This is a genomic window from Streptomyces sp. NBC_01429, from assembly GCF_036231945.1.
Taxonomy (GTDB): Bacteria; Actinomycetota; Actinomycetes; order Streptomycetales; family Streptomycetaceae; genus Streptomyces.
In genome coordinates this window covers 4,296,656-4,322,140 of record NZ_CP109599.1, presented here as the reverse complement: position 1 = coordinate 4,322,140, position 25,485 = coordinate 4,296,656, and the positions used below count along the sequence as shown (strand labels likewise).

Annotated in this window: 20 protein-coding genes, 3 rRNA genes and 1 pseudogene; 12 read left to right on the top strand and 12 right to left on the bottom strand. The window is 68.4% G+C overall.

Annotated elements, in window-relative coordinates; all coding sequences use genetic code 11:
• Positions 1–5 precede the first annotated feature (5 nt).
• Positions 6–626 carry a DUF47 domain-containing protein gene (locus OG627_RS18865; RefSeq protein WP_329066604.1) on the bottom strand — a complete coding sequence of 207 codons (621 nt, stop codon included), beginning with the start codon at positions 624–626 and terminating at the stop codon, positions 6–8.
• A gap of 219 nt (positions 627–845) precedes the next feature.
• Here OG627_RS18865 and OG627_RS18860 point away from each other — a divergent pair, with 219 nt between their 5' ends.
• The gene (locus OG627_RS18860) at positions 846–1,211 is read left to right on the top strand and encodes a metal-sensitive transcriptional regulator (protein ID WP_329066602.1); all 366 of its coding nucleotides are present in this window, start codon (positions 846–848) and stop codon (positions 1,209–1,211) included.
• Between the two features lie 145 nt (positions 1,212–1,356).
• On the opposite strand, the gene OG627_RS18855 is transcribed toward OG627_RS18860, so the two are convergent.
• From OG627_RS18855 to OG627_RS18845, 3 genes are all read right to left on the bottom strand, one after another.
• Positions 1,357–2,160, bottom strand: a complete 804-nt coding sequence (locus OG627_RS18855; protein WP_329066600.1) for a siderophore-interacting protein — start codon at positions 2,158–2,160, stop codon at positions 1,357–1,359.
• 27 nt (positions 2,161–2,187) lie between these two features.
• Entirely contained in the window at positions 2,188–3,096 is a 909-nt protein-coding gene (locus tag OG627_RS18850; RefSeq protein WP_329072786.1) for a PDR/VanB family oxidoreductase, read from the bottom strand.
• Between the two features lie 148 nt (positions 3,097–3,244).
• Positions 3,245–3,877 (bottom strand): MSMEG_1061 family FMN-dependent PPOX-type flavoprotein, encoded by a 633-nt coding sequence (locus OG627_RS18845; RefSeq protein ID WP_329066598.1) that lies wholly within the window; start codon positions 3,875–3,877, stop codon positions 3,245–3,247.
• 137 nt (positions 3,878–4,014) lie between these two features.
• On the opposite strand from OG627_RS18845, the pseudogene OG627_RS18840 reads away from it, so the two are divergent.
• Positions 4,015–4,635, top strand: a pseudogene (locus OG627_RS18840) (TetR/AcrR family transcriptional regulator); the annotation flags it as partial.
• 140 nt (positions 4,636–4,775) lie between these two features.
• On the opposite strand, the gene OG627_RS18835 reads toward OG627_RS18840, so the two are convergent.
• Both OG627_RS18835 and OG627_RS18830 read right to left on the bottom strand, forming a co-directional pair.
• Positions 4,776–5,006, bottom strand: coding sequence for a hypothetical protein (locus OG627_RS18835; RefSeq protein WP_329066597.1), 231 nt, complete (start codon positions 5,004–5,006; stop codon positions 4,776–4,778).
• Between the two features lie 126 nt (positions 5,007–5,132).
• Entirely contained in the window at positions 5,133–5,975 is an 843-nt protein-coding gene (locus tag OG627_RS18830) for a hypothetical protein (RefSeq protein WP_329066595.1), read from the bottom strand.
• 140 nt (positions 5,976–6,115) lie between these two features.
• Here OG627_RS18830 and OG627_RS18825 point away from each other — a divergent pair, with 140 nt between their 5' ends.
• The 4 genes from OG627_RS18825 to OG627_RS18810 all read left to right on the top strand — a co-directional run bounded on the left by OG627_RS18825 (position 6,116) and on the right by OG627_RS18810 (position 9,523).
• Positions 6,116–6,304: a hypothetical protein gene (locus tag OG627_RS18825; protein WP_329066593.1), complete on the top strand. Its 189-nt coding sequence runs from the start codon at positions 6,116–6,118 to the stop codon at positions 6,302–6,304.
• 143 nt (positions 6,305–6,447) lie between these two features.
• The gene (locus OG627_RS18820) at positions 6,448–8,085 is read left to right on the top strand and encodes an FAD-binding oxidoreductase (RefSeq protein WP_329066591.1); all 1,638 of its coding nucleotides are present in this window, start codon (positions 6,448–6,450) and stop codon (positions 8,083–8,085) included.
• A 140-nt stretch (positions 8,086–8,225) separates the two neighbouring features.
• Positions 8,226–8,837: a hypothetical protein gene (locus OG627_RS18815; RefSeq protein ID WP_329066589.1), complete on the top strand. Its 612-nt coding sequence runs from the start codon at positions 8,226–8,228 to the stop codon at positions 8,835–8,837.
• A 59-nt stretch (positions 8,838–8,896) separates the two neighbouring features.
• Positions 8,897–9,523: a sortase domain-containing protein gene (locus tag OG627_RS18810; protein ID WP_329066587.1), complete on the top strand. Its 627-nt coding sequence runs from the start codon at positions 8,897–8,899 to the stop codon at positions 9,521–9,523.
• A 67-nt stretch (positions 9,524–9,590) separates the two neighbouring features.
• Here the strand turns inward: OG627_RS18810 and OG627_RS18805 are convergent, their stop codons facing one another.
• Together OG627_RS18805 and OG627_RS18800 are read right to left on the bottom strand one after the other, a co-directional pair.
• The gene (locus tag OG627_RS18805; RefSeq protein WP_329066585.1) at positions 9,591–10,322 is read right to left on the bottom strand and encodes a phosphatase PAP2 family protein; all 732 of its coding nucleotides are present in this window, start codon (positions 10,320–10,322) and stop codon (positions 9,591–9,593) included.
• Between the two features lie 293 nt (positions 10,323–10,615).
• Positions 10,616–11,590, bottom strand: a complete 975-nt coding sequence (locus tag OG627_RS18800; RefSeq protein ID WP_329072784.1) for a C40 family peptidase — start codon at positions 11,588–11,590, stop codon at positions 10,616–10,618.
• A gap of 422 nt (positions 11,591–12,012) precedes the next feature.
• Here OG627_RS18800 and OG627_RS18795 point away from each other — a divergent pair, with 422 nt between their 5' ends.
• The 6 genes from OG627_RS18795 (at position 12,013) to OG627_RS18770 (ending at position 19,546) form a co-directional block, all read left to right on the top strand.
• On the top strand, positions 12,013–12,321 hold the full coding sequence (locus OG627_RS18795; RefSeq protein ID WP_003985768.1) for a hypothetical protein: 309 nt from the start codon (positions 12,013–12,015) through the stop codon (positions 12,319–12,321).
• 305 nt (positions 12,322–12,626) lie between these two features.
• Positions 12,627–13,493, top strand: a complete 867-nt coding sequence (locus OG627_RS18790; protein WP_329066583.1) for a hypothetical protein — start codon at positions 12,627–12,629, stop codon at positions 13,491–13,493.
• Positions 13,483–14,886, top strand: coding sequence for a hypothetical protein (locus OG627_RS18785; protein WP_329066581.1), 1,404 nt, complete (start codon positions 13,483–13,485; stop codon positions 14,884–14,886). The genes OG627_RS18790 and OG627_RS18785 overlap by 11 nt, the downstream gene beginning before the upstream one ends.
• Positions 14,883–16,436 carry an SCO6880 family protein gene (locus tag OG627_RS18780; protein WP_329066579.1) on the top strand — a complete coding sequence of 518 codons (1,554 nt, stop codon included), beginning with the start codon at positions 14,883–14,885 and terminating at the stop codon, positions 16,434–16,436. Before OG627_RS18785 ends, OG627_RS18780 begins: the two co-directional genes overlap by 4 nt.
• 67 nt (positions 16,437–16,503) lie before the next feature.
• The gene (locus OG627_RS18775) at positions 16,504–17,964 is read left to right on the top strand and encodes an ATP-binding protein (protein WP_329066577.1); all 1,461 of its coding nucleotides are present in this window, start codon (positions 16,504–16,506) and stop codon (positions 17,962–17,964) included.
• A 1-nt stretch (position 17,965) separates the two neighbouring features.
• A complete protein-coding gene (locus OG627_RS18770) occupies positions 17,966–19,546 on the top strand; it encodes a type IV secretory system conjugative DNA transfer family protein (RefSeq protein ID WP_329066574.1) in 1,581 nt (526 codons plus the stop codon).
• Here OG627_RS18770 and OG627_RS18765 read toward each other — a convergent pair.
• From OG627_RS18765 to OG627_RS18750, 4 genes are all read right to left on the bottom strand, one after another.
• The gene (locus OG627_RS18765) at positions 19,543–19,866 is read right to left on the bottom strand and encodes a GNAT family N-acetyltransferase (RefSeq protein ID WP_329066572.1); all 324 of its coding nucleotides are present in this window, start codon (positions 19,864–19,866) and stop codon (positions 19,543–19,545) included. The genes OG627_RS18770 and OG627_RS18765 overlap by 4 nt on opposite strands.
• A gap of 109 nt (positions 19,867–19,975) precedes the next feature.
• Positions 19,976–20,092 (bottom strand): 5S ribosomal RNA (gene rrf / locus OG627_RS18760).
• 96 nt (positions 20,093–20,188) lie between these two features.
• Positions 20,189–23,310 (bottom strand): 23S ribosomal RNA (locus tag OG627_RS18755).
• Positions 23,311–23,614: 304 nt separating this feature from the next.
• Positions 23,615–25,140 (bottom strand): 16S ribosomal RNA (locus OG627_RS18750).
• Together the 16S, 23S and 5S rRNA genes form the textbook arrangement of a ribosomal RNA operon.
• Positions 25,141–25,485: the final 345 nt, after the last annotated feature.

The window sequence follows — 25,485 nt, the reverse complement described above, 5'->3', positions numbered from 1 at the left end:
GTGGTTCAGGACTCCTTGACCGCGATGGTCTCCACCGTGTTCGCGACGTGCTCGAACGCGTCGGCGGCCTCTTCAAGCACATCGACGATCTGCTTGAGCTTGAGCACCTCCATCGCGTCGTACTTGCCGTTGAAGAGATGGGCCAGCAGCTTGCGGTGGATCTGGTCCGCCTGGTTCTCCAGCCGGTTGACCTCGATCCAGTACTCGGTGAGGTTGCTCATCGTCCGCAGATGCGGCATGGCCTCGGCGGTCAGCTCCGCGGCCCTGGCGAGGACCTCGATCTGCTGCTCGACGCCCTTGGGAAGCTCTTCGATGTTGTAGAGGACGACCAGATCGACGGCCTCCTCCATGTAGTCCATGATGTCGTCGAGCTGCGAGGCGAGGTTGTAGATGTCCTCGCGGTCGAACGGCGTGATGAAGGAGGAGTTCAGCTGGTGGAAGATCGCGTGAGTGGCGTCGTCACCCGCGTGCTCGGCCGCCCGCATCCGCTCCGCGATCTCGGCCCTGGCGGAGGAATCCGCCCCGAGGAGTTCCATGAGGAGCTTGGAGCCCGTGACGATGTTGTCCGCGGACGCGGCAAACATGTCGTAGAAGCTCGTCTCCCTGGGGGTCAGACGAAATCGCACGTGGGGTCCTCGGGTTACATGGATTCGGTCAGGGGTGATGCTAGGCGCATCATCCGGCCACGGCTAACCGGCGGTCCCAGTGTCACTCATGGGGCAAGGTGATGAGCACAGGGCCCTGCCCCAAGGCTCACAGACGGGTATCATATACCCAGGTGGGGTATATACCCCTTTTCGGCCGGACAACGGCCGGCACTTCGGTCAGCACAACGGGAGGACGCGATGACGACCACCGAGGCGGCCGGCGCGGCGACGAGCGACGCGCCCTCCGCATCTGCCCCCGTCACCACCGATCACGACCGGGGGGTGCACGGCTACCACAAGCAGAAGGACGAGCACCTCAAGCGGCTGCGCCGGATCGAGGGCCAGATCAGGGGCCTCCAGCGGCTGGTGGACGAGGACGTCTACTGCATCGACATACTCACCCAGGTCTCGGCCTCCACCAAGGCCCTCCAGTCCTTCGCCCTCCAGCTCCTGGAGGAGCATCTGCGCCACTGCGTGGCCGACGCCGCGGTCAAGGGCGGCGAGGAGATCGACGCGAAGGTGGAAGAGGCGACGAAGGCGATCGCGCGGCTGCTGCGTACCTGAAGTACGGGAAAACACCTGACGTACGTGACATAACTGACACGGCCGCCGGTACGGCTGCCGACGCGGCCACCGGCACGGCCGATGCCGTACCAGCAGGCCGTACCAGCACCCCTACCGACAGCCGTGTCGCCGGGTACGGACGGGATCAGCCGGGGCTCGACCTGCCGTGCCGCCAGTAGCCGTAGAACGCGATGTCGGCCTTCGGCACCCCCCGGTCCCGCACCAGATGGCGGCGGACCCCGGTGGCGAGGCCGGACTCCCCGGCGACCCAGGTGTAGGACCGGCCCTCGCGCGGCGACGACTCCCTGACCGCTTCGAGGGCCGGCGTGCCGGGCCGGACGTCCGCGCCGTCGCGGGCCAGCCAGTGCACGCGTACGCCGTCGGGGGCGGTGATGTCCGTACGGACGTCCTCGCCCGAGGCCACCTCCAGGAAGACATCGGCGACCAGTGACGCGGGGGCGTGTTCGAGGATGGCCAGGATCGCCGGCACGGCGCTCTCGTCCCCGGCGAGCAGCTGCCACTCGGCGCCGGCCGGCGGCAGATAGCTGACGCCCATGTCGAAGATCCCCGCCGGGTCGCCGGGCCGGGCGTCCCGGGCCCACGCGGAGGCCGGGCCGGTGTCGTGCAGCGCGAACTCGATGTCTATCTCACCCAGTTCCGGCCGGGTCCGGCGGATGGTGTAGTTGCGCACCCAGGGCCGCCGCGACTTCGGCAGCAGGAGCACCTGCGCCATCCACGCCTCGTTGGACAGCGTCGGCATCCACAGTCCGTCCTGTCCTTCCCGGGGGAAGAAGAGCCGCACGGCCTGGTCGAAGCCCATGGGCTCCAGGTGCTCCAGTTCGGGGCCGCCGAGCGTGACGGTCGCGAAACCCGGTGTCGGCCTGGCGTTCCGGCGCACCTCCAGTGTGATCATTCGTCGCGTCTCGGGTGCGCGCACCTTGGGCAGCATGTCTCTCTCCACTCTCTGTCGTACGGGTCAGAGGTCCACGACGAGCCGCGGGGACAGCGCGCGGGACACGCAGGCGTACATGCGGCCCGCGGGCGCCCCGATGTCGTCCCGGTGCTCGGGCTCCCCGTCGAGGACGGTGAGTTCGCAGCTGCCGCAGACGCCTTCGCGGCAGCCGGAGGCCAGGGGGTGTCCGGCCTGGGTCAGGGCGTCGAGCACCGATTCGTCGGGCGGCACCGGGACCGTCAGCCCCGACCGGGCGCACACCACCTCGAACTCCGTGTTCGGGGCGTACGTCCTGGCCATCGGCCGGAACCGCTCCGCACGCAGCCGCTCGGCGGGGAAGGCGGCGGCCACCGCGTCGAGCATCGGCGCCGGACCGCAGCAGTAGACGAGCGCGCCCGGGGGCAGCGCGGCGGCCAGGGCGGCGAGGTCGGGCCTGCCCTGCCGGCCCGTGGCGACGATCCGTACCCGCTCGCCGTACGAGGAGCGCAGCTCGTCCACGAAGGGCATGGTCGCGAGCGACTGCCCCAGGTAGACGAGCGAGGCCGGGACGCCCGACGCGACCGCCGCCCGCAGCATCGGCAGGACGGGGGTGATGCCGATCCCGCCGGCCAGGAACAGGTAGGCGGGCGCGGGTTCGAGCGGGAAGTGGTTGCGCGGCAGCGAGACGTCGAGGGGACGGCCCGCGCGCAGGAAGCGGTGGACGTACTCCGAACCGCCCCTGCTGAGGCGCTCGTGCCGGACCGCGACGCGGTAGGACTCCCGGTCCGCCGGGTCGCCGCACAGGGAGTACTGCCGGGTCAGCCAGTTCGGCAGGGCCAGATCGATATGGGCTCCCGGCGCCCAGGGCGCGAGCGGACCGGCGGCGCCGCGCAGGACGAGGGAGACGACGTCCTCGGCGACCCGGTCGATCCGGTCGGCGACGGTCCGCTGCATCAGTGACGTACTCACGCTCTCCCCCACGCTTCCACCCGCGACTTCGCCCATGACTTCCGTGACTTCCATGGCTTCCGTGCCTTCCGTGCCTTCCGTGCCTTCATCCGCGGCGTCACCGGCGATTCCCCCCCTCCATGACCTGGCCTGGTCAGAAGAGCTTCCGGTACGCCTCGTCGAGACCCCGGTCGATCGCCTCCGCCGGGATGTCGAGCCCGAGCATGGCGACGGCGAACTCGCCGGCCGACGGGATCTCCTGGGCGAGAGCCTGGCTCGCGGGGTCCCACAGCCGGGAGCGGATGAGCGCGCGGCCGCAGTGCGGGTAGACCTCCGCCACCTCGACGACGATCGCCAGCTCCGGCTCCCTGGCCTCGGTCCGCATCCGGGCCAGCACCTCGGGTTCATCGGTGGGATAGGCCGAGCCGTTGACCCGCAGCGTCTCCCGCACCCCGGGGATCAGGAAGAGGAGCCCGATCCCGTCGTTCTCCGCGAGATTGCGGAAGGTATCCGCGATCTTGTTGCCGGGGCGGTCGGGAATCGCCAGGGTCCGTTCGTCCAGGACCTTCACGAACCCCGGGTAGTCGCCACGGGGCGAACTGTCCGCGCGCCCCGCCGCGTCCGCCGTGGCCATCGCCAGAAAAGGGGAGTGCGCGATGAAACGGCGGCACTGCTCGTCGATGTGGTCGAAGATCTTGGCCTTGGTCATGGGCTCGGGTTCCCCGAGCCGGGCGCGGACCTCGGCCGGCGGCACCCGCCGGGGACGCGTGCCTGCATGTGTCGTCACGAAGACTCCTCACAAGGGCGTGTCGGGGCTCCGGCCCGCGGCTCTACCGCACCGCTGCGCCGCAGCTCATGACAGTATTGTGAGTAATTACTCAGGTCCCGCGCCACTCGCTTTCGCGGGACTGTCCAGGAGGTGCCATGACATCGGGCCGTCGCCGCCTTCAGCCACGTAAAGAGCCACGCCAGGCCCGGGCCGAACTCACCAGGCAGCGCATCCTCACCGCGGCGGCTCACGTTTTCGCCGAGTACGGCTATGCCGCGGGGACCACCAACCGGATCGCGGAGCAGGCACGGATCTCGATCGGCTCGCTCTACCAGTACTACCCGAACAAGGACGCGATCCTCGTGGAGCTGCTGACCCGGCACCTCGACTCCGGGATGGTCACCGCCCTCAGCGGTCAGGACGGCGGGTTCGCCGGCCCCCTCGAAGAGATCGTCCGCGTCCACGTACGCGCCGCGATCGCGAACCACCTCGACGACCCGCAGCTGCTGCGCGTCATGTTCGAGCAGGCGCCGCGGTCACCCGAGCTGATCGAGAAGGTCTCCCGGCACGAGCGGGCGCGCGTCGCCCAGGTGCACGAGCTGCTCAGGACCCACCCGGAGGTCCGGGTCGACGACCCGTACATCGCCGCGCGGCTCGCCGTGTCCACGGTCGAACTCACCGTCCACCAGCTCATCGCCGCGCCCGACCCCATCGACATCCCCGGGATGGAGAGGGAACTCGTCGCGATGCTCACCCGCTACTTCACGGCCGGACCGCCCCGGACCGCGGACCGCCGGGCGCAGGACGGGGACGACGGTGGCAGCGGCGGCGACGACGCTGACGGCGACGGGGCCGGCCGCCAGGACCGGACCACCGCGCCGTCACCTCACGCGCCGCCGGCTCACTCGCCGTCACCTCACTCACCGCCGCCCCCGCAGGGCTCCCGCCGACGGGCGGACCGGGACGGCTGATGGGGGCACGGGGACGGTGCGGAGCGCTCGCGCCGTACGTTCAGCACCTCGTCGATACGGTCCGGGCTGAGCCGGTCCCCGTCGGTGGCCGACGCGGCGATCATCAGCTCCCCGCACCACTCGATCTCGGCGAGGGCCACGTGGTCGTGGACTGTGGGCGTGCGCGAGGGGGCCACGTGCTGTCACCTCTTCCTGCCGGTCTCGACTTCCTAGCGTAGGGAGCCTGATACACACCGCGCATGGCACGTCCGGACCATTTCCGGCTTGGTCCTCGACGGTTACGGAACCCCGTCCGTGGAGCTTCAGGTCCCGATCTCGCCGTCGTAGATGTCGTCCTTCGGGGGAAGCGTGAGGGTGACCGGCTCCCCGAAGGCGTACAGCAGGGTGGTCGACGACACAGCGACCGTACGCCCCTGGTTGACGTAGCTGAACCGGTGGCGCACCTTGCGCAGCCGCCCGGCCTCGTCCAGATACGCGTCGAACGGCACCGCTTCCTTGGCGAACCCTTTCGCCGCCGCCGCCAGCGCCCCGCGCGCGAACGGCGAGGCCGTCCGCGCGGCCCGCCCGATGTCCGCGACGCCCCGGTAGTGCCACACCCGGGTCCCGGCGAGGTCCTGCTCAGCGACGAAGGTCACCTCCGTCGCGGTACGCAGCAGCTCGGCGGCGGTCAGCGGATCCGTCGCGCCGCCCGTGACGAGATTGCCGTCGTCCAGGGTGGTCGAGTCGACCCTGACCCACTTGTCGTCCGGCACCCCGGCGCCGCGGTTCTTCATGTACAGCGTGTCGGGCGCCAGCAGTTCGGTGATGGGCCGGTGCTCGTCCGCGCCCGAGGGGTCCTTGGGCAGCACGAGACGGAGCCGCCCCATCCGCCGCCCGAAGTCGTACCCGCCCTCGCCCCTGATGGTCACCCGGGTCCCGCCGGCCGCCATCTCCATCGACGTACGGGCCTTCGAACTCCCCGCCGCCATCAGCACGTCGGCCGCCGTCCGCACCGACGCCGCGCTCCGCCCCGGCCGGTCGTCGCCCGCCGCGCCACCGGCACCGCTCCCGCCGCCGCCCGCGCATCCGGCGGCCGCGGCCACGACCCCGGCCACGGTCATGGCCGCGAACGCCACACCTCCGCGTCTGTGCTGCCCCGCCACCATCGCCTGCCGACCCCCAACGCCCAACCGCCGCTTGTCCCAACCGCACCCGCACCGGATAACGACGCCCCGCGCCCCCCGTCACGCCGAACCCGCCCGACAGCGTCGGATACCGGACAGCTACGCGCGGGTACGGTGGAGGTGTGTGCGAGCAAGACACCTCCGTTCCCCCCACCGCCACGCCGCCCGGGACCGCGCCGCCCCACCTGACCTCGACGGTCGAACGCGGCTCGTTCTGTCTGGCGCGCTGCACCTGCGGCTGGTCGGGCCCCGCCCGAAGATCGCGCGACCTCGCGCGCACGGACGCGGGCTCGCACGCCGAGAGCACGTAGCCCGCCGCGCGAAAGCGCGCGAAATCGCCCTCCTCGCGAACAACGTCCTCCTCGTGGAACCCGGAGCCGCACGCGCCCCGTCCCGTACAGCAACGGGACGCCGCACCCGCGCCCCGGGCTCAGCCACCCAGGAGGTCCGTCGTATGCAACGGCGCACGCTGCTCACCGCCGCCGCCGCCGCACTGGCCGCGACGACCGTCGCCACCGGCTGCTCGGCCGGATCCTCCGGCGGGTCCACCGACAGGCCCTCCGGCGGAACGGACGCGACGCGCGGCGCGGACGGAAAGGCGGGCGGGGGCTCGGCGGGCGCCACGAGCGCCGCCTCGACCGGCCGCGTCCCCGCGCCCCGCGCCTCCGCCGGAGCACCCGGCTGGAGCGCGCTGGCGCGCGGGCTCGACGGCCGGCTCGTCCGGCCGCAGGACGCCACGTACGACGCGGCCCGCCGGCTCTACAACACCCGCTTCGACGGCCTGAAGCCCGCGGCCATCGCCTACGTGTCCGGCGAATCCGACATCAAGGAGTGCCTCGCCTTCGCCCGCGCCCACGCCACCCCCGTCTCGATCCGCAACGGCGGCCACTCCTACGCCGGCTGGTCCAGCGGCAACGGACGGCTCGTCATCGACATATCCGCGCTCGACTCGCTGAGCCGGGCCTCGGACGGCATCATCGGCGCGGGCGCCAAGCTCGCCGACGTCTACCGCGCCCTCGCGCGCCACGGCCGCACGATCCCCGCCGGATCCTGCCCCACCGTCGGCGTCTCCGGGCTCACCCTCGGCGGCGGCCACGGAGTCGCCTCCCGCGCCTACGGCCTCACCTGCGACAGCCTCGCCTCCGCCACCCTCATCACGGCCGACGGCAAACGGCTGACCGCCGACGCGCGGCGGAACACGGACCTCTTCTGGGCGCTGCGCGGCGCGGGGAACGGCAACTTCGGCGTCGTCACCGAGCTGCGCTTCGACACCCACCCGGCGCCCGGCACCACCTCCGCCTATCTGACCTGGCCGTGGTCGAAGGCCGCCGACGTGATCGCCGCCTGGCAGGAGTGGGGCCCCGGCCAGCCCGACGAGATCTGGTCGTCCCTCCATCTCGACGGCGGGCCCGGCGGTGTCGCCCCCACCCTCTCCGTCTCCGCCTTCTGCCTGGGCGACGAGTCCGAGCTGCGCAACGCCATCGACCGGCTGGGCGACCGCGCGGGCCACGCCGCCTCCGTATCGCTGCGGCAGCGCGGCTACGAGGAGGCCATGCTCGTCTACGCGGGATGCTCCGGCTACACGCGGGAGCAGTGCCGGCTGCCGGGCAGCACACCGGGCCGCAGCGCGCGGGGCGCGCTCAAGCGCGAGACGTACGCCGCCGCCTCCGACTTCTTCGACCGGTCGCTCTCCCCCGCCGGGATCCGCGCACTGGTCTCGGCGGCCGAGGGGTTCACCCTGCTGCCCGTGTCAGCGGGCGGCGAGGGGTCGCTCACGCTCACCGCGCTCGGCGGGGCCGTCAACCGGGTGGACCCGCTGGCCACGTCCTTCGTCCACCGGCGTTCCCGGATGCTGGCGCAGTACGTCGCGGCCTGGCCGCACGGAGCCGCCGGAACCGCCCAGCGGGCATGGCTGAAAAGCGCTCATGGATCGATGCGCGCGCACGCGTCGGGCGCCGCGTACCAGAACTACATCGACCCGACGCTGACCAACTGGCGCTCGGCGTACTACGGCCCGGCAGCCGACCGGCTGAGCAGGCTGAAGAAGCGGTACGACCCCGACCGGCTGTTCGACTTCCCGCAGGCGCTGTAGGGCCGGGCCGATCCGGTCGGGTTCCGGTGCGCGATAGCCCGTACGGCGCACCGAAGTGGCCGTGCGGGCGGGCTGACGGTGGCCTGTAGGTAGCAACAGCCGCAGGGGGGGCACCGAACCCGACTCGCGAGGGCGTACCCATGCAACGAACCGGACCCGGATCGCGGATAGCCGCACTCGTCGTGGCCGCCGTTCTCCTGCTCGCACTCGGCGGGGCCATGGCCGTGGACCGGCCGGCCGCACCGGGCGTGCCGGGCGAACCGGCGCTCACCGACGCGGAGCTGGGCCGGATGCCGGCGCGGGCGGCGGCAGCGGCGTCGGCGTCGGAGACCGCGTCGTCGACATCGAGGGCGCGCCCGCCGACGACCGCCGCCACGCCACGGGCGAGCACGAGCACCGGCGCGAGCACGAGCGCCGGCGCGAACGCGAGCGCGGGCACGAACAGCCGCCCGCCCGCGCGCACCGCCCCGGCGAAGTCCGCGTCCGTACCCGCCCCCGTACCACCGCACGCCTCCGCGCCCACCTCGGCGCCGCCCTCCGCCGTCGGCGCCCTGAAGGTCACCCCCTCCGGCGCGGCCCGGGGAGGCGCCGACCATCTGGCCGTCGTCGAGGCGCCGCGCCCGGCGGGCCCGGCCGGACCGTCGGCCGCGGCGGAACTCGCCCTGGCCATCGGCACCACCGCCGCCGCCTCCGCCGGCACGATCCTGCTGGTACGCCGCCTCCAGCGGCGCGCGACGGGCGGGGAGCACTGACCGCCCGCCCGGCGGCCACCCCACGGCGGACGGAACCGGCGGTCAAGGTGCTCCTCGCCGTGGCGGCCCTGTGCGTGGTGGCCGCCGTACTCCTGCGCGTCTTCCCGCCAGGACCGGGGTCAGGGCCGGCGGGAGGACGGTCGGCGGCCGGCACCGGCGCCACCGCCGAACCCCGCGTCGTCCGGGTCACGGACACGTCGTCCGCGCCCGTACGGCTCCGTATCCCGGCGCTCGGCGTGAGCGCGGGCGTGCTGCCGCTCGCCCTCGACGACGGCGGCACCCTGGACGCGCCGGGCTTCCGGCACGCGATGGAGGTCGGCTGGTACGCCCACGGGCCCCGGCCCGGCGAGCCGGGCCCCGCCGTGCTCGTCGGCCACCGCGACGCCCCGGCCAACCCGGGCACCGTGCCGGTGGTGGGCGGCCGGGACGACATCAAGAACGCGGTCTTCGCGAAGCTCGGCCGGCTGCGCCCCGGCGATCTGGTCGAAGCGGAGCTGGGGGACGGGCGGCGGGTGCCGTTCCGGGTGACGTCCGTGGACACGTACCCGACCAGGGCGTTCCCCACGGAGCTGGTCTACGGTCCGGTGCCGGACCCGCAGCTCCGGCTGATCACCTGCGGCGGGATCATCGACGCCCGCGGCCACTGGGACTCGAACGTCGTGGTCAGCGCGGCGGCGGTGCGCTGAGAGCGGTTCCGCCGGACAGGAGTCGGACGGTCAAGAGTCGGGCGGCCAGGAGTCGAGCGGCCAGGAGTCAGGCGGCCAGGTTGTTGTCGTCGGGCCGCGGCTCGGGGATCCCCAGCGGCCGGGTCCCGCCGACCGCGGCGGCCCCGGACTCCGTACGGTCCCGCTCGCGCGCCGCCCGCGACCGTACGAGCGGACCGAGGCGGTCCGTACGGGCTACGGCGGAGACGAGCGGCGTCAGCAGGGCGAGCGCGAGGGGGGTGAGCAGCAGGGCGACCGCCGTACCGAGCGCGAAGCCGCCGATCACATCGGTCGGATAGTGGACGCCCATGTAGACGCGGCAGAAACCTTCGAGCAGCGCCAGCCCGATCGCGGCGATGCCGAGCCTGCGGTGCGCGACGAAGACGCCGACGGCGATGGCCATCGCCATGGTGGCGTGGTCGCTGACGAACGAGTAGTCCGTCTTGCCGGTGACCAGGACCTCAAGTCCCTTGTGGTCGAGGAAGGGCCGGGGACGCTCCACGAAACCGCGGATCGGGATGTTGATCAGCAGCGCGACCCCGGCGGCCAGCGGCGCCCAGAGGAGCCCGGCGACGGCGGTGACCGAATCCTCCGCCGAACCGGCCCTGCGCACGCTCCACCAGGCCGCGAGCACGACGAGCACCAGCCCGATCATGATCCCGTACTCGCCGGTGAACGCCATGGCGCGGTCGAACCACGAGGGGGCGTCCTTGGCCAGCCCGTTGATGTCATAGAGCAGGCTGACATCGGGGTTCGACCCATCCAGTACGAGTCCAGCCATCTGCCGCGGCCCCTTGCCTTGTCTCCCGCACGCCGCACATCACGTATGCGCGGCCTCCACCAACCCGCGTGGCCGGTGGGGAACATGCTGCGTGATCAGTACCGCAGCCCTCGTCCAGGGAACGGCCCACACGCCGTCCACGTTCCACTCGCTACCGAATGATCACCATGACGTTATCGAAGAGTGACACATAGTCGCAGCTCAGAGCGGCGGCCGGACGAAGAGTTCCGGCCACTCGGCTCTGCGGCGCGACTTCGCGCGTCCTCCGGTTCAGCCGCTCCGAAGGGCCTGGATCAGGCTTCGGGGCGGTTTTCCGGCAGGGTCGTGGGGAGCGATTTCGCGCCGTCCTCGGTGACGCGGGTCGCCCCGAAGTAGTCCGGCGTATCGATCTTGTCGAACCGGATCACGGACCCCGTGTACGGAGCGTTGATCATGTACCCGCCGCCGACGTACAGCCCCACGTGCCGGATCGCGCGCGAATTGGTCAGATCGTCGGAGAAGAAGACCAGATCACCGGGGAGCAGTTCGTCCCGCGAGGGATGCTCGCCCGCGTTGTACTGGTCGTTGGCCACCCGGGGCAGCTCGATGTCCACGGTCCGGTACGCCGCCTGCGTCAGCCCGGAGCAGTCGAACCGGCCTCCCTGGTCCGCCGTGCCGTTGCCGCCCCACAGATAGGGCGTGCCGAGCTTCTGCTGGGCGAAGTAGATGGCGGCGGCGGCCTGCTTGGACGGCTCCACCCGCCCGACGGGCCGGGAGAAGCTCTTCTCCAGCGTCCGGATGACCTTGACGTAGTTCTGCGTCTCCCGGTACGGCGGCACGCCCCCGTACTTGATGACGGCGTACGCCCCCGCGTTGTAGGCCGCCAGCATGTTGCTGGCCGGGTCCCCGGGCACGTCCTTGACGTAACCGGCCAGTTCACAGTCGTACGAGGCCGCCGAGGGGATCGCGTCGGCCGGGTCCCAGATGTCCTTGACGCCGTCGTTGTCCCCGTCGATCGCGTGCGCTTCCCAGGTGCCGGGGATGAACTGCGCGATGCCCTTGGCGTCGGCGGGGCTCTGCGCGGTCGGGTTCCAGCCGCTCTCCTGGTACAACTGCGCGGCGAGGAGGGCCGGATTGATGGCGGGACAGTAGTTGCCCCACTTCTGCACCAGCGGCTGGTACGCGGCGGGCACCGCCCCCTTGGCCAGCGCCACCGCCCCGCCGCCGCCCCCGGCCATGCCGGCCGCGGCGGAATAGGTGCCGATGACGAGCAGGGCGACGAAGCTCATCCCCAGCCCGCCGACGGCGGACACGATCACCCATGCCTTACGCACCGTCAAACACCCTTCGCGTCAGGGCCACCGTCGTGCGCCAGTGTAGGCGGGCGGGGCCGTGATCCGGAGGTGGACGAGGAGAGAACCGTGGAGAGAGCCGAGGAGAGAACCGTGGAGGTTCGGGGAAGTCATGACCGTAAAGGTGTAACAACGACAGTCATTGCCCAAAGTCACGCAGCGTGATACACAGAGTAACCATGTGCGTCCGCGTATATCCGAACTGTCCCAGGTCAGCGCCCCGGCGTCGGTCATATGTGCGGGGATCGGGTAAAGAGAGCAGCCAAGCGGCATACGAGGCCGGTTCCATCAGCGAAGATAGAGCGTGACCCGTGCCATGGGGCACGGGCGTGAACGACCCAACAGGGGCGGTGAGTTACATGTACCTGGCGGCCGAGAAGGGCGACATCACCACCATCATCGGTGGCATCGCACCGAACTGGGGGCCTTTCGGGACTCTGGGCAACGAGGCCCGCGTCATGATCGAGGTAGTGATGGCCGTGGCCATCCTGCTCTGCCTCGGCATCGCGATCTGGGGCGCGGCCAAACAGCGCATCGGGGCGACAGCGCTCAGGGACACGTTCAGCGCCGAGCAGGGCAAGGGCCTGATCGTCGCCGGACTGACCGGTGTCTTCATCATCGGCTCACTGGGCACGCTCTTCACGATCGTGTACGGGATGGCCGTCTAGTGCGCCTCCCCACACGCCTCGCCCCGTCACGGCACTAGCTCCCGCCGGCCCGCGGCTCCCGGCACGCCGTGCCCGAACTTCCTTGCCGGGACACCGTCCTCCGGTATCCAACAACCCCATCCGTACCGGTCGTCCCCGGACCACCCTCAACACCACCCGTCCGTCGCACCCACCGGCTGAGGTTGCGTCTCCCTGATGTCGAGTCACCACACCGCGCCCGCGCGGCAACCAGCACGGCTACCGTCGTACTACGCGGGCATCGCAGGCAACGCGGACCGGCACACGGCTGAGGGGACGTACCCGGCATGAGCTTCGGCGACGACCACGGCTACGGCGGCGACACCGGCCGTACGGACGACGGCTTCGGCGGTACGGGCCAGACCCGCACCCGCCTGCCCGACGGCAGAACCGGCGACCCCTACGACCCCGCCCGCCGCCCGCCCCGCCCCACGCGCTCCCTGGTCACGGTGGTCGGCGTCGTGGTCCTCCTCATCGCCGCCATCGCCTTCGCCAACCGCGGCGGCGGCGAGGGCGGCACCTCCCGCGACACCGCCGGCGGCGGCGGCAACTCGGGCGCCCAGAGCGACCCGACGGCGGCCTCGGGCGTGAAGCCGGTCACCGGCAAGAACGGAACCATCCCCTCCGGCTTCGCCCGCGACGAACAGGGCGCGGCGAGCGCGGCGGCGAACTACGCGGTGGCGCTGGGGTCCGACGGCATGTTCAACGCCACCGGACGCGACGAGATCATCCGCGCGACGCACGATCCCGCCAAGGCCGACGGCCTCCTGACCGACCTGGACGGGGCCTACTCACCCGCGTTCCTCAAGACCGTCGGGCTCAACGAGGACGGCTCCGCCCCCTCGGGTCTCACCTTCGTCTCCAGAACGGTCCCGATCGGCACGAAGGTCACCAAGATCAGCAACACCGCGGCGACCGTCGAAGTCTGGTCCACCGGCCTGGTGGGACTGGCCGGCGAAGGGTCCACCAAGCCCGTGACCGAGACCTGGTTCACCCTCACCGAACAGCTCACCTGGACCGGCGGCGACTGGAAGATCACCTCTTCCAGCCAGACCCAGGGTCCCACGCCGGTCAGCGCCGGCAACAGAGCCTCGTCCGCCGACGAGATCTCCAAGGCTGTTCAGGGATACGGAGGCTTCACCTATGCCCGGTAGCCGTCGCCTCGGCGCATCCTCGCTCGCCGCCTCCCTGGTGAGCGCTTCCGTACTGGTCCTCACCCTCGCCACCCGGGCCGCGGCGGAACCGACGCCGTCCGCCCCCGCCTCGCCCGGCGCGCCCTCGCCGTCGCCGAGCGCCAGTGACAATCCCTGCGAACTCATCGTCGGCCTCGCCAAGGACTACTGCGAGGACGGCGCGAAGGGAGCGGGCTCCGACCGCGCCGGCACCACCTCCAACTCCGCCGACGCCCTCGACCCCCTCTCCTCCCTCGCCCGGGGCTGCGCCGACGCCGCCGCCTGGATCGTCGGCAAGCTGAGCGACGCCGTGCAGAGCACCGCCAACGTCGACTTCACCAACCCCGCCTTCCTCCGCCAGTACGCCGTCGTCTTCGCCGCGTCCACCGTCCTCACCCTCGTCCTGTGGCTCCTCGCGGTCGCCAAGCGCGCCATCCGCGGCGTGCCGCTGACCACCGCGCTCTCCGAGGCCATCGGCTTCCTCTGGCTGACCGTCCTCGCCTCCGCCTTCACCCCGCTCATCCTCTACACGATCGTCTCCGCCACCGACAGCGTCACCGACGTCATCTCCTCCTCCACCGGCGGACAGACCGACGTCTTCTTCGGCGGCTTCGCCGAAGCCCTCAAAAAGGGCGACGACATCGGCGGCGGCCCGATCATGCTCATCGTCGTCGCCCTCGTGTCGATCCTCGCCGCCGGAGTGCTCTGGCTGGAGCTGGTCATCAGAGCCGCCCTGCTCTACGTCGGCGCCCTCCTCGGCACCGTCGTCTACGCCGGGCTCGTCGACAAGAACATGTGGGGCCACGTCCGCCGCTGGGCCGGCATCATGATCGCCGTCATCATGGTCAAACCGGTCATCGTGATCGTCCTCGGCCTCGCCGGCGCGCTCTCCGCCGACACCGGCCCCGACGCCTTCTCCGCCGTCGTCTCCGGCCTCGCCATCATCCTGCTCGCGATCTTCGCCTCCGCGATGATCTACCGCTTCGTGCCCGGCTTCGGCGACGAGATCGCCTCCTCCCGCACCAACCGCAAGCAGGCCACCGACGGCGCCCAGGCCGCCGCCCTCATCAGTTCCCCCGCCGCCCTCGTCTCCCAGGGCATCAAGACCCACAGCGGCCGCGGCGGCCAGCAGGGCGGCGGCTCCGGCAGCGGCGGCGCCCGCCCCTCCAACCCCGTCTCCGGCGGCGTCGCCGCGCACAGCGCGCGCGGCTCCAACCCCGGCGGAGGCTCGGGCGGCGCGGCCGGCGGCGGGCACATCCCCACCGCCGCGCCCCCGCCCCGTAACAGCAGCCCGACCAGCGGCACCCCGCACAGCGCGCGCGGCTCCCGCTCCTCCGGGACCGGCAACAACAGCACAGGAGGTGGCGGGCGTTGACGACCCAGGCCCAGCCGATGGCGCCCCGCCGTACGTATCTGATCGGCCGCGCCCGGCCGAACGCGATCGTCGGCAAGAACCGCGAGACCGGCGAGATCGCCCTCATCATCGCCGGGGCGTTCCTCGGCATGATGTGCGGTCTGCTCGTCCCCGTCCTGTCCCTGCGGATCGTGACGCTCACCGGCTTCCCGATGATCGCCCTGGCCGCCGTGTACATGCCGTACAAGCACCGCACGTTCTACAAGTGGTTCGAGATCAACCGCAGCTACAAGCGCACCCTGCGCCAGGGCACCACCTACCGCTCCACCGCCATGGAGGCCGGTACGCGCTTCGACGGCCGTGAGGTCGAGGTCGGCCCGCCCCCCGGCATCGGCCGGATCAACTGGCTGGCCGCGCCCTTCGGCCCCGACGAGATCGCCGTCCTGCTGCACGCCGACCGCCGCACCGTCACCGCCGCCATCGAGATCGAGGGCCCCGGCGTCGGACTGCGCGACAGCGAGGACCAGGAAGCCCTCGTCGACCGCTTCGGCACCCTCCTCAAGCACGTCGCCAACGGCGACGGCTTCGTCACCCGGCTCCAGATGCTCGCCCGCACCCTGCCCGCCGACCCCGACGCGCACGAGAAGGACGTCGCCCAGCGCGGCGACTCCAAGTCCCCCGGCTGGCTCCAGGACTCCTACGACCAGCTCCAGTCGATGGTCTCCACCTCCAGCGAGCAGCACCGCGCCTACCTCGTCGCCTGCATGCACTACACCCGCGAACTCGCCGCCGAGGGCCAGGCCATGGCCCGCGCCGCCCGCCAGGCCGCCGGTACGAGGAAACTCGACCGGGACGCGGGACTCGCCGTCGTCATGGCGCGCGAACTCACCGACATCTGCGCCCGCCTCGCCGAGGCCGACATCCGGGTGCGCCAGCCGCTCGGCCAGGGCCGGCTGTCCTCCCTCGTGCACTCCATGTACGACCCCGACCACCCCATCGACCACATCCAGGCCATGACGAAACGAAACGCCTGGCCGGCCGAGCTGGACGCGATGGAAGCGACGTATCTCCAGGCCAAGACCCGCGAGTCGTCCACCCGCGCGCCCTGGTGCCACTCCACCGCCTGGGTCAAGGAGTGGCCGATGACCCCCGTCGGCGTGAACTTCCTCGCGCCGCTGCTCGTCCACACCCCCGATGTGATCCGTACGGTCTCGGTCACCATGGACCTCGAACCCACCGAGATCGCCATCGAGCGGATGCTGACGGAGAAGACCAACGACGACGCGGAAGCCAGCCGCGCCGCCAAGATGAACCGTACGGTCGACCCGCGCGACATCGCCGCGCACGGCCGGCTCGACCAGCGGGGTGAAGATCTCGCCAGCGGGGCGGCCGGAGTCAACCTCGTCGGGTACATCACCGTGTCGTCCAGGTCCCCCGAGAGCCTCGCCAGAGACAAAAGGACCATCAGAGCCTCGGCCGGCAAGTCCTATCTGAAGCTGGAGTGGTGCGACCGCGAGCACCACCGTGCCTTTGTGAACACCTTGCCGTTCGCGACCGGCATCCGCCGATAATCCGACCAGCGCCGGCTCGCCGTCAGCCGGCGACCGACGCCGGCCGACGAGCCGAAAGGGGCCTGTGGTGCGAGATCCGATGTCCATCCTCACGGAAGCCTTCACCAGCTTCCTCTTCGGGAAGGTGGAGACGACCCGCCTGCCGGTCCGTACCTCGACCGGTCAGGCCCAGGCCGTCTACCTGCCCACCGCCGCCCCCGGGCTCGGCGACTCGGGCGTGATCATCGGCCGCGAGGTCTACAGCGGCAAGGGCTACATCTACGACCCGTTCCAGCTGTACGGGCAGCAGCTGCCCGCCCCGCACTGGCTGGTGCTCGGCGAGTCCGGGAACGGCAAGTCCGCGCTGGAGAAGACCTACGTCCTGCGCCAGCTCCGGTTCCGCGACCGCCAGGTCGTCGTCCTCGACGCCCAGGGCGAGGACGGCGCGGGCGAATGGAACCTGATCGCGCAGGAGCTGGGTATAACCCCCATCCGGCTGGACGCGATGGCCGCGCTGGACCACGGCATCCGGCTCAACCCGCTCGACCCGGCGATCACCACGACCGGGCAGCTCGCCCTCCTCCGTACGATCATCGAAGTCGCCCTGGGCCACGGCCTGGACGAACGCTCCGGCTTCGCCCTCAAGGTCGCGCACGCCTACGTCAACGAGAGCATCGTCGAGCGCCAGCCGGTGCTGATGGACATCGTGGAGCAACTGCGCCACCCGGAGCCGGAGTCGGCCGAGGCGATGAACGTGGACCTGGACGACGTACGGGCCTGGGGCCTGGACGTCGCGCTGGTCCTGGACCGGCTGGTCGACGGCGACCTGCGCGGCATGTTCGACGGGCCGACGACCGTCGGCATCGACCTGGACGCCCCGCTGATCGTCTTCGACCTCTCGCACATCGACCGCAACTCGATCGCGATGCCGATCCTGATGGCGATCGTGGGCGTCTGGCTGGAGCACACCTGGATCCGCCCCGACCGCAAGAAGCGCATCTTCCTGGTCGAGGAAGCCTGGCACATCATCAACTCGCCCTTCGTGGCCCAGCTGTTCCAGCGGCTGCTGAAGTTCGGCCGCCGACTGGGGCTGTCCTTCGTCGCCGTGGTCCACCACCTCTCCGACGTGGTCGACGGCGCGGCCGCCCGGGAAGCGGCGGCCATCCTCAAGATGGCCTCGACCCGGACGATCTACGCCCAGAAGGCCGACGAGGCGAGAGCCACGGGCCGGGTCCTCGGCCTGCCCCGGTGGGCCGTGGAGATCATCCCGACGCTCACCCCCGGCATCGCCGTCTGGGACGTCAACGGCAACGTCCAGGTCGTCAAACACCTGGTGACGGAGGCCGAACGGCCGCTCGTCTTCACCGACCGCGCCATGACGGAGAACTCCGCCGCGTCCAACGCCTCGGACGCCGCCGACGCCCTCGCGCTGGGCGGTGGCGGACTACCGGAGGACATGAGAGCGGCGGAGTGGGAGGCGGAACAGCGAGCGGCTCACCTGGAGAGGCAACGCCGGCTGAACGAATCCTCCGAGTCGACGGTGGCATGACATGTCGCGCCACGACCCGCCGCCGCACGACGCGCCCCGGGGGCAGGCCGCCCAGGGCGGCATTCCCGACGGGCTGCTGGTCGGGCTGCTGGGCTTCCTCCTGGGGCTGACGCTGCTGGTCTGGACGGCCACCGGACTGGCGGGCCTGTTCGCGCACGGCGGCTGGCCGGAGGGCGTCACCTTCACCCGTACGCCCATGGCCATGCGCGAACTCGCCTCGGCCCCCCACGACCTGCCGGGGGCCTGGCCGGACACCCCGCCGGGGGAGTTGTCGGGGTACGGGCTGTTCTGGGGCCTGCTGATCAGCCAGCTGATGGTGCTGACGGTCCTCACGGTGTTCGCGCTGGGAGTCACGGCGCGCTATCGCGTGGTACGGGCCCAGCGCCGGGAGCGGGACGCGGCGCCGGAACAGGCGCACGCACCGGGTCCGGTGGATTCAGCGGACGGTACGGCGGTGGAGAGCGTCCCGCAGGCGGTCCCTACGCCCGCGCCCGCGCGACCGGCGCCGGTTGCCCAGGCGCCCGCGACGCCGCTCCCGGAGCCCGCACCCGCACCCGCACCCGCACCCGCACCCGCACCCACCGTGCCTCAGCCGGCTCCGGTGCTGATGGCCACTCCCCTCGTCACGACGCCCGTCCCTCCGCCCGTCCCGGCGCCACGCGTCCGGTACGGCGACCCGGAGACCCGCCGCCCGACCGCCGTGCAGGCGATCCTCGACGCCCAGGGCCCGGCACTCGTCGTCACCTCGGACCCGGCCGTATGGGCGGAGACCAAGGACGCGCGGGCCAAGCTCGGCCCCGTCCTCGTCTACGACCCCGGCCACCTCTGCGACACCCCGGCCCGGCTCCACTGGTCCCCGACCGCCGGATGCGAGGACCCGGGTACGGCGGCGGCGCGCGCGAGCGCGCTGCTCTCCCCCGTACGGCCGAGGGCCCTGCTGGACGCCGCCATGGCCGACACCGCGGAGACCCTGCTGCGCTGCTGGCTGCACGCGGCGGCGGTGGACGGCCGGCCGGTGAAGCAGGTGCTGCGCTGGACACAGGGCGGCGGCGCGCAAGAGGCCGTACGGATACTCCGCACCCACCCGAAGGCCGCCTCCGGCCAGGCGGGCCTGCTGGAATCCGCGCTCACCGCCTACCCCGAACGCCGAGAGACGGCCCAGCAGCTGACGGGCCGTGTGCTGGGCGCCCTCTCGTCGATCCACATCCGGGACGCCTGCACACCCAACCGAACTGATGCGCTCGCCCTGGATTCTTTTGCCGCCGAGGGGGGCACGCTCTATGTGGTGGGTGAGCCGATCGAAGATCCCCGATCCCGCCCGGGTGCGATGCCGCTGCTCACCGCACTCACCTCGCACGTGGTCGAGCACGGCCGCCGCATGGCCGCACGGTCATCTGACGGTCGGCTCGACCCACCAATGACCCTGGTCCTGGACGACATCGCGGCCGTGGCGCCGCTTCCCCAGCTCCCGGAGCTGCTGGTCACCGGCGAGAAGCGCGGACTTCCGACGCTTGCTCTGCTCCGCTCCCCGCAACAGGGCAAGGACCGCTGGCCGCAGCACGAACTGTCGGACAGGGCCTAAGGACGGGCGATCGCCAGCTCCACCTCTCTGAGCAGCGGATCGTCCTGGGCCGGCATACCGGCGCCGGTGGGTGCGAACCCCAGCTTCAGATAGGCGGCACGGGCCCGCTGATTCCTCTCGTGGACATAGAGCCGTACGCGGTCCAGCCGAGGCTCCTCCAGCGACCACGCCCAGTCGAGAGCGGCCCCGACCAGCGCGCCGATCAGCTCGGTGCCGCGGTGCTCAGGACGTACGTACACGCCGACGAGTTGGCCCTGCGCCTGACCGGACGACCTGCCGAAGAAGTCCTTGCTGCCGGCCGCCTCGATGATGACGGCCACCGTGGCGGTCCAGCCACCGTACGCAACGCAGTTTCCGGCTGAACGTGAAAATGCTCCTGAACGCAGAAATGCCCCGCACCATAAGGTGCGGGGCATCCCCACAATAATTGTTCGGCGGCGTCCTACTCTCCCACAGGGTCCCCCCTGCAGTACCATCGGCGCTGTGAGGCTTAGCTTCCGGGTTCGGAATGTAACCGGGCGTTTCCCTCACGCAATGACCACCGAAACACTATGAAGTTAAACAAACACCGGATACACATCTAATTAAAGACGGTCACGGCTGTTCGTTACTTCAGAACTAACACAGTGGACGCGAGCAACTGAGGACAAGCCCTCGGCCTATTAGTACCAGTCAGCTCCAACCGTTACCGGTCTTCCACATCTGGCCTATCAACCCAGTCGTCTACTGGGAGCCTTAACCCCTCTAGGAGGTGGGAGTCCTCATCTCGAAGCAGGCTTCCCGCTTAGATGCTTTCAGCGGTTATCCTTTCCGAACGTAGCCAACCAGCCATGCCCTTGGCAGAACAACTGGCACACCAGAGGTTCGTCCGTCCCGGTCCTCTCGTACTAGGGACAGCCCTTCTCAAGACTCCTGCGCGCGCAGCGGATAGGGACCGAACTGTCTCACGACGTTCTAAACCCAGCTCGCGTACCGCTTTAATGGGCGAACAGCCCAACCCTTGGGACCGACTCCAGCCCCAGGATGCGACGAGCCGACATCGAGGTGCCAAACCATCCCGTCGATATGGACTCTTGGGGAAGATCAGCCTGTTATCCCCGGGGTACCTTTTATCCGTTGAGCGACGGCGCTTCCACAAGCCACCGCCGGATCACTAGTCCCGACTTTCGTCCCTGCTCGACCCGTCGGTCTCACAGTCAAGCTCCCTTGTGCACTTACACTCAACACCTGATTACCAACCAGGCTGAGGGAACCTTTGGGCGCCTCCGTTACTCTTTAGGAGGCAACCGCCCCAGTTAAACTACCCATCAGACACTGTCCCTGATCCGGATCACGGACCCAGGTTAGACATCCAGCACGACCAGAGTGGTATTTCAACGACGACTCCACCTGAACTGGCGTCCAAGCTTCAAAGTCTCCCACCTATCCTACACAAGCCGAACCGAACACCAATATCAAACTATAGTAAAGGTCCCGGGGTCTTTCCGTCCTGCTGCGCGAAACGAGCATCTTTACTCGTAGTGCAATTTCACCGGGCCTATGGTTGAGACAGTCGAGAAGTCGTTACGCCATTCGTGCAGGTCGGAACTTACCCGACAAGGAATTTCGCTACCTTAGGATGGTTATAGTTACCACCGCCGTTTACTGGCGCTTAAGTTCTCAGCTTCGCCAACCCGAAGATTGACTAACCGGTCCCCTTAACGTTCCAGCACCGGGCAGGCGTCAGTCCGTATACATCGCCTTACGGCTTCGCACGGACCTGTGTTTTTAGTAAACAGTCGCTTCTCGCTGGTCTCTGCGGCCACCCCAAGCTCAGGAAGTAAATTCCATCACCTAGAATGGCCCCCTTCTCCCGAAGTTACGGGGGCATTTTGCCGAGTTCCTTAACCATAGTTCACCCGAACGCCTCGGTATTCTCTACCTGACCACCTGAGTCGGTTTAGGGTACGGGCCGCCATGAAACTCGCTAGAGGCTTTTCTCGACAGCATAGGATCATCCACTTCACCACAATCGGCTCGGCATCAGGTCTCAGGCACATGTCATCCGGATTTACCTGGACAACGCCCTACACCCTTACCCCGGGACAACCACCGCCCGGGCTGGACTACCTTCCTGCGTCACCCCATCGCTTACCTACTACCACCTTGGATCAGCGGCTCCACCACTCCCCTTTGCCCGAAGGCTCCAGGACGGCTTCACGGCCTTAGCATTAATGGATTCGATACTGGGCGTTTCAAAGCGGGTACCGGAATATCAACCGGTTGTCCATCGACTACGCCTGTCGGCCTCGCCTTAGGTCCCGACTTACCCTGGGCAGATCAGCTTGACCCAGGAACCCTTAGTCAATCGGCGCACACGTTTCCCACGTGTGTATCGCTACTCATGCCTGCATTCTCACTCGTGAACCGTCCACAACTAGCTTCCGCTGCTGCTTCACCCGGCACACGACGCTCCCCTACCCATCACAGTCCCCGTTGGGGGTATGTACTGCAATGACACGACTTCGGCGGTACGCTTGAGCCCCGCTACATTGTCGGCGCGGAATCACTTGACCAGTGAGCTATTACGCACTCTTTCAAGGATGGCTGCTTCTAAGCCAACCTCCTGGTTGTCTCTGCGACTCCACATCCTTTCCCACTTAGCGTACGCTTAGGGGCCTTAGTCGATGCTCTGGGCTGTTTCCCTCTCGACCATGGAGCTTATCCCCCACAGTCTCACTGCCGCGCTCTCACTTACCGGCATTCGGAGTTTGGCTAAGGTCAGTAACCCGGTAGGGCCCATCGCCTATCCAGTGCTCTACCTCCGGCAAGAAACACACGACGCTGCACCTAAATGCATTTCGGGGAGAACCAGCTATCACGGAGTTTGATTGGCCTTTCACCCCTAACCACAGGTCATCCCCCAGGTTTTCAACCCTGGTGGGTTCGGTCCTCCACGAAGTCTTACCTCCGCTTCAACCTGCCCATGGCTAGATCACTCCGCTTCGGGTCTTGAGCGCGCTACTATACCGCCCTATTCGGACTCGCTTTCGCTACGGCTTCCCCACACGGGTTAACCTCGCAACACACCGCAAACTCGCAGGCTCATTCTTCAAAAGGCACGCAGTCACGACTGACAGCACAAGTGCTGCCAGCGACGCTCCCACGGCTTGTAGGCACACGGTTTCAGGTACTATTTCACTCCGCTCCCGCGGTACTTTTCACCATTCCCTCACGGTACTATCCGCTATCGGTCACCAGGGAATATTTAGGCTTAGCGGGTGGTCCCGCCAGATTCACACGGGATTTCTCGGGCCCCGTGCTACTTGGGTGGTTCTCAAACGAGCCGTACAGATTTCAGCTACGGGGGTCTTACCCTCTACGCCGGACCTTTCGCATGTCCTTCGCCTATCCATACGGTTTCTGACTCGCCGACCGGCCGGCAGACCGATCAAAAGAACTCCCACAACCCCGTATACGCAACCCCTGCCGGGTATCACACGCATACGGTTTGGCCTCATCCGGTTTCGCTCGCCACTACTCCCGGAATCACGGTTGTTTTCTCTTCCTGAGGGTACTGAGATGTTTCACTTCCCCTCGTTCCCTCCACACTGCCTATGTGTTCAGCAGCGGGTGACAGCCCATGACGACTGCCGGGTTTCCCCATTCGGACACCCCCGGATCAAAGCTCGGTTGACAGCTCCCCGGGGCCTATCGCGGCCTCCCACGTCCTTCATCGGTTCCTGGTACCAAGGCATCCACCGTGCGCCCTTAAAAACTTGGCCACAGATGCTCGCGTCCACTGTGCAGTTCTCAAACAACGACCAGCCACCCATCACCCCACCCTTACAGGCGAGTTCACTGGGGCCGGCAACCCGAAGGACAGACTCACACGAGCCCGTACCCTCAGACACCCAACAGCGCGCCCAGCACACCCGATCCCGAACCTGTTTTCCACGCCGAAGCAGTACTCACAGTCCCAAAACCCGATGTGCCGAATAGTCAACGTTCCACCCATGAGCTGACCACCGTCGAACATTTGCCGACGTAGTGGCTCTGGATTCCTTGCGGAATCTAGATGCTCCTTAGAAAGGAGGTGATCCAGCCGCACCTTCCGGTACGGCTACCTTGTTACGACTTCGTCCCAATCGCCAGTCCCACCTTCGACAGCTCCCTCCCACAAGGGGTTGGGCCACCGGCTTCGGGTGTTACCGACTTTCGTGACGTGACGGGCGGTGTGTACAAGGCCCGGGAACGTATTCACCGCAGCAATGCTGATCTGCGATTACTAGCAACTCCGACTTCATGGGGTCGAGTTGCAGACCCCAATCCGAACTGAGACCGGCTTTTTGAGATTCGCTCCGCCTCGCGGCATCGCAGCTCATTGTACCGGCCATTGTAGCACGTGTGCAGCCCAAGACATAAGGGGCATGATGACTTGACGTCGTCCCCACCTTCCTCCGAGTTGACCCCGGCAGTCTCCTGTGAGTCCCCATCACCCCGAAAGGCATGCTGGCAACACAGAACAAGGGTTGCGCTCGTTGCGGGACTTAACCCAACATCTCACGACACGAGCTGACGACAGCCATGCACCACCTGTACACCGACCACAAGGGGGCGACCATCTCTGGCCGTTTCCGGTGTATGTCAAGCCTTGGTAAGGTTCTTCGCGTTGCGTCGAATTAAGCCACATGCTCCGCTGCTTGTGCGGGCCCCCGTCAATTCCTTTGAGTTTTAGCCTTGCGGCCGTACTCCCCAGGCGGGGAACTTAATGCGTTAGCTGCGGCACCGACGACGTGGAATGTCGCCAACACCTAGTTCCCAACGTTTACGGCGTGGACTACCAGGGTATCTAATCCTGTTCGCTCCCCACGCTTTCGCTCCTCAGCGTCAGTAATGGCCCAGAGATCCGCCTTCGCCACCGGTGTTCCTCCTGATATCTGCGCATTTCACCGCTACACCAGGAATTCCGATCTCCCCTACCACACTCTAGCCTGCCCGTATCGAATGCAGACCCGGGGTTAAGCCCCGGGCTTTCACATCCGACGTGACAAGCCGCCTACGAGCTCTTTACGCCCAATAATTCCGGACAACGCTCGCACCCTACGTATTACCGCGGCTGCTGGCACGTAGTTAGCCGGTGCTTCTTCTGCAGGTACCGTCACTTGCGCTTCTTCCCTGCTGAAAGAGGTTTACAACCCGAAGGCCGTCATCCCTCACGCGGCGTCGCTGCATCAGGCTTTCGCCCATTGTGCAATATTCCCCACTGCTGCCTCCCGTAGGAGTCTGGGCCGTGTCTCAGTCCCAGTGTGGCCGGTCGCCCTCTCAGGCCGGCTACCCGTCGTCGCCTTGGTAGGCCATCACCCCACCAACAAGCTGATAGGCCGCGGGCTCATCCTTCACCGCCGGAGCTTTCAACCCTCCCCCATGCGGAGGAAAGTATTATCCGGTATTAGACCCCGTTTCCAGGGCTTGTCCCAGAGTGAAGGGCAGATTGCCCACGTGTTACTCACCCGTTCGCCACTAATCCACCCCGAAAGGCTTCATCGTTCGACTTGCATGTGTTAAGCACGCCGCCAGCGTTCGTCCTGAGCCAGGATCAAACTCTCCGTGAATGTTTACCGGTAATCCGGTCGACACGCACGAGAGCCGGAACCACTGGTCGGAATAAGACCAGTAGTTCACAGCGTCCTCGCTGTGTTTTTCTTCAAAGGAACCTCAACCCACCGAATAATTCGGTAGGTCGGGGTATCAACATATCTGGCGTTGACTTTTGGCACGCTGTTGAGTTCTCAAGGAACGGACGCTTCCTTTGTACTCACCCTCTCGGGCTTTCCTCCGGGCGCTTCCCCTCGGTGTTTCTTTGTTTTGTTTCCGTCTTGCGTTTCCGACTCTATCAGACTCTTTCGTGTCCGATTCCCCGTCGGAGCGGGGCTTGCTTTCCAGTTCTTCGCTTTCGC

Excerpts from the sequence above, each read along its gene's own strand:
- OG627_RS18800 (WP_329072784.1), bottom strand. The coding sequence starts at position 11,590 with ATGAGCTTCGTCGCCCTGCTCGTCATCGGCACCTATTCCGCCGCGGCC.
- OG627_RS18770 (WP_329066574.1), top strand. The coding sequence starts at position 17,966 with ATGTCGCGCCACGACCCGCCGCCGCACGACGCGCCCCGGGGGCAGGCC.
- OG627_RS18850 (WP_329072786.1), bottom strand. The coding sequence starts at position 3,096 with ATGCAGCGGACCGTCGCCGACCGGATCGACCGGGTCGCCGAGGACGTC.
- OG627_RS18795 (WP_003985768.1), top strand. The coding sequence starts at position 12,013 with ATGTACCTGGCGGCCGAGAAGGGCGACATCACCACCATCATCGGTGGC.
- OG627_RS18830 (WP_329066595.1), bottom strand. The coding sequence starts at position 5,975 with ATGGTGGCGGGGCAGCACAGACGCGGAGGTGTGGCGTTCGCGGCCATG.
- OG627_RS18790 (WP_329066583.1), top strand. The coding sequence starts at position 12,627 with ATGAGCTTCGGCGACGACCACGGCTACGGCGGCGACACCGGCCGTACG.
- OG627_RS18815 (WP_329066589.1), top strand. The coding sequence starts at position 8,226 with ATGCAACGAACCGGACCCGGATCGCGGATAGCCGCACTCGTCGTGGCC.
- OG627_RS18805 (WP_329066585.1), bottom strand. The coding sequence starts at position 10,322 with ATGGCTGGACTCGTACTGGATGGGTCGAACCCCGATGTCAGCCTGCTC.
- OG627_RS18785 (WP_329066581.1), top strand. The coding sequence starts at position 13,483 with ATGCCCGGTAGCCGTCGCCTCGGCGCATCCTCGCTCGCCGCCTCCCTG.
- OG627_RS18860 (WP_329066602.1), top strand. The coding sequence starts at position 846 with ATGACGACCACCGAGGCGGCCGGCGCGGCGACGAGCGACGCGCCCTCC.
- OG627_RS18820 (WP_329066591.1), top strand. The coding sequence starts at position 6,448 with ATGCAACGGCGCACGCTGCTCACCGCCGCCGCCGCCGCACTGGCCGCG.
- OG627_RS18855 (WP_329066600.1), bottom strand. The coding sequence starts at position 2,160 with ATGCTGCCCAAGGTGCGCGCACCCGAGACGCGACGAATGATCACACTG.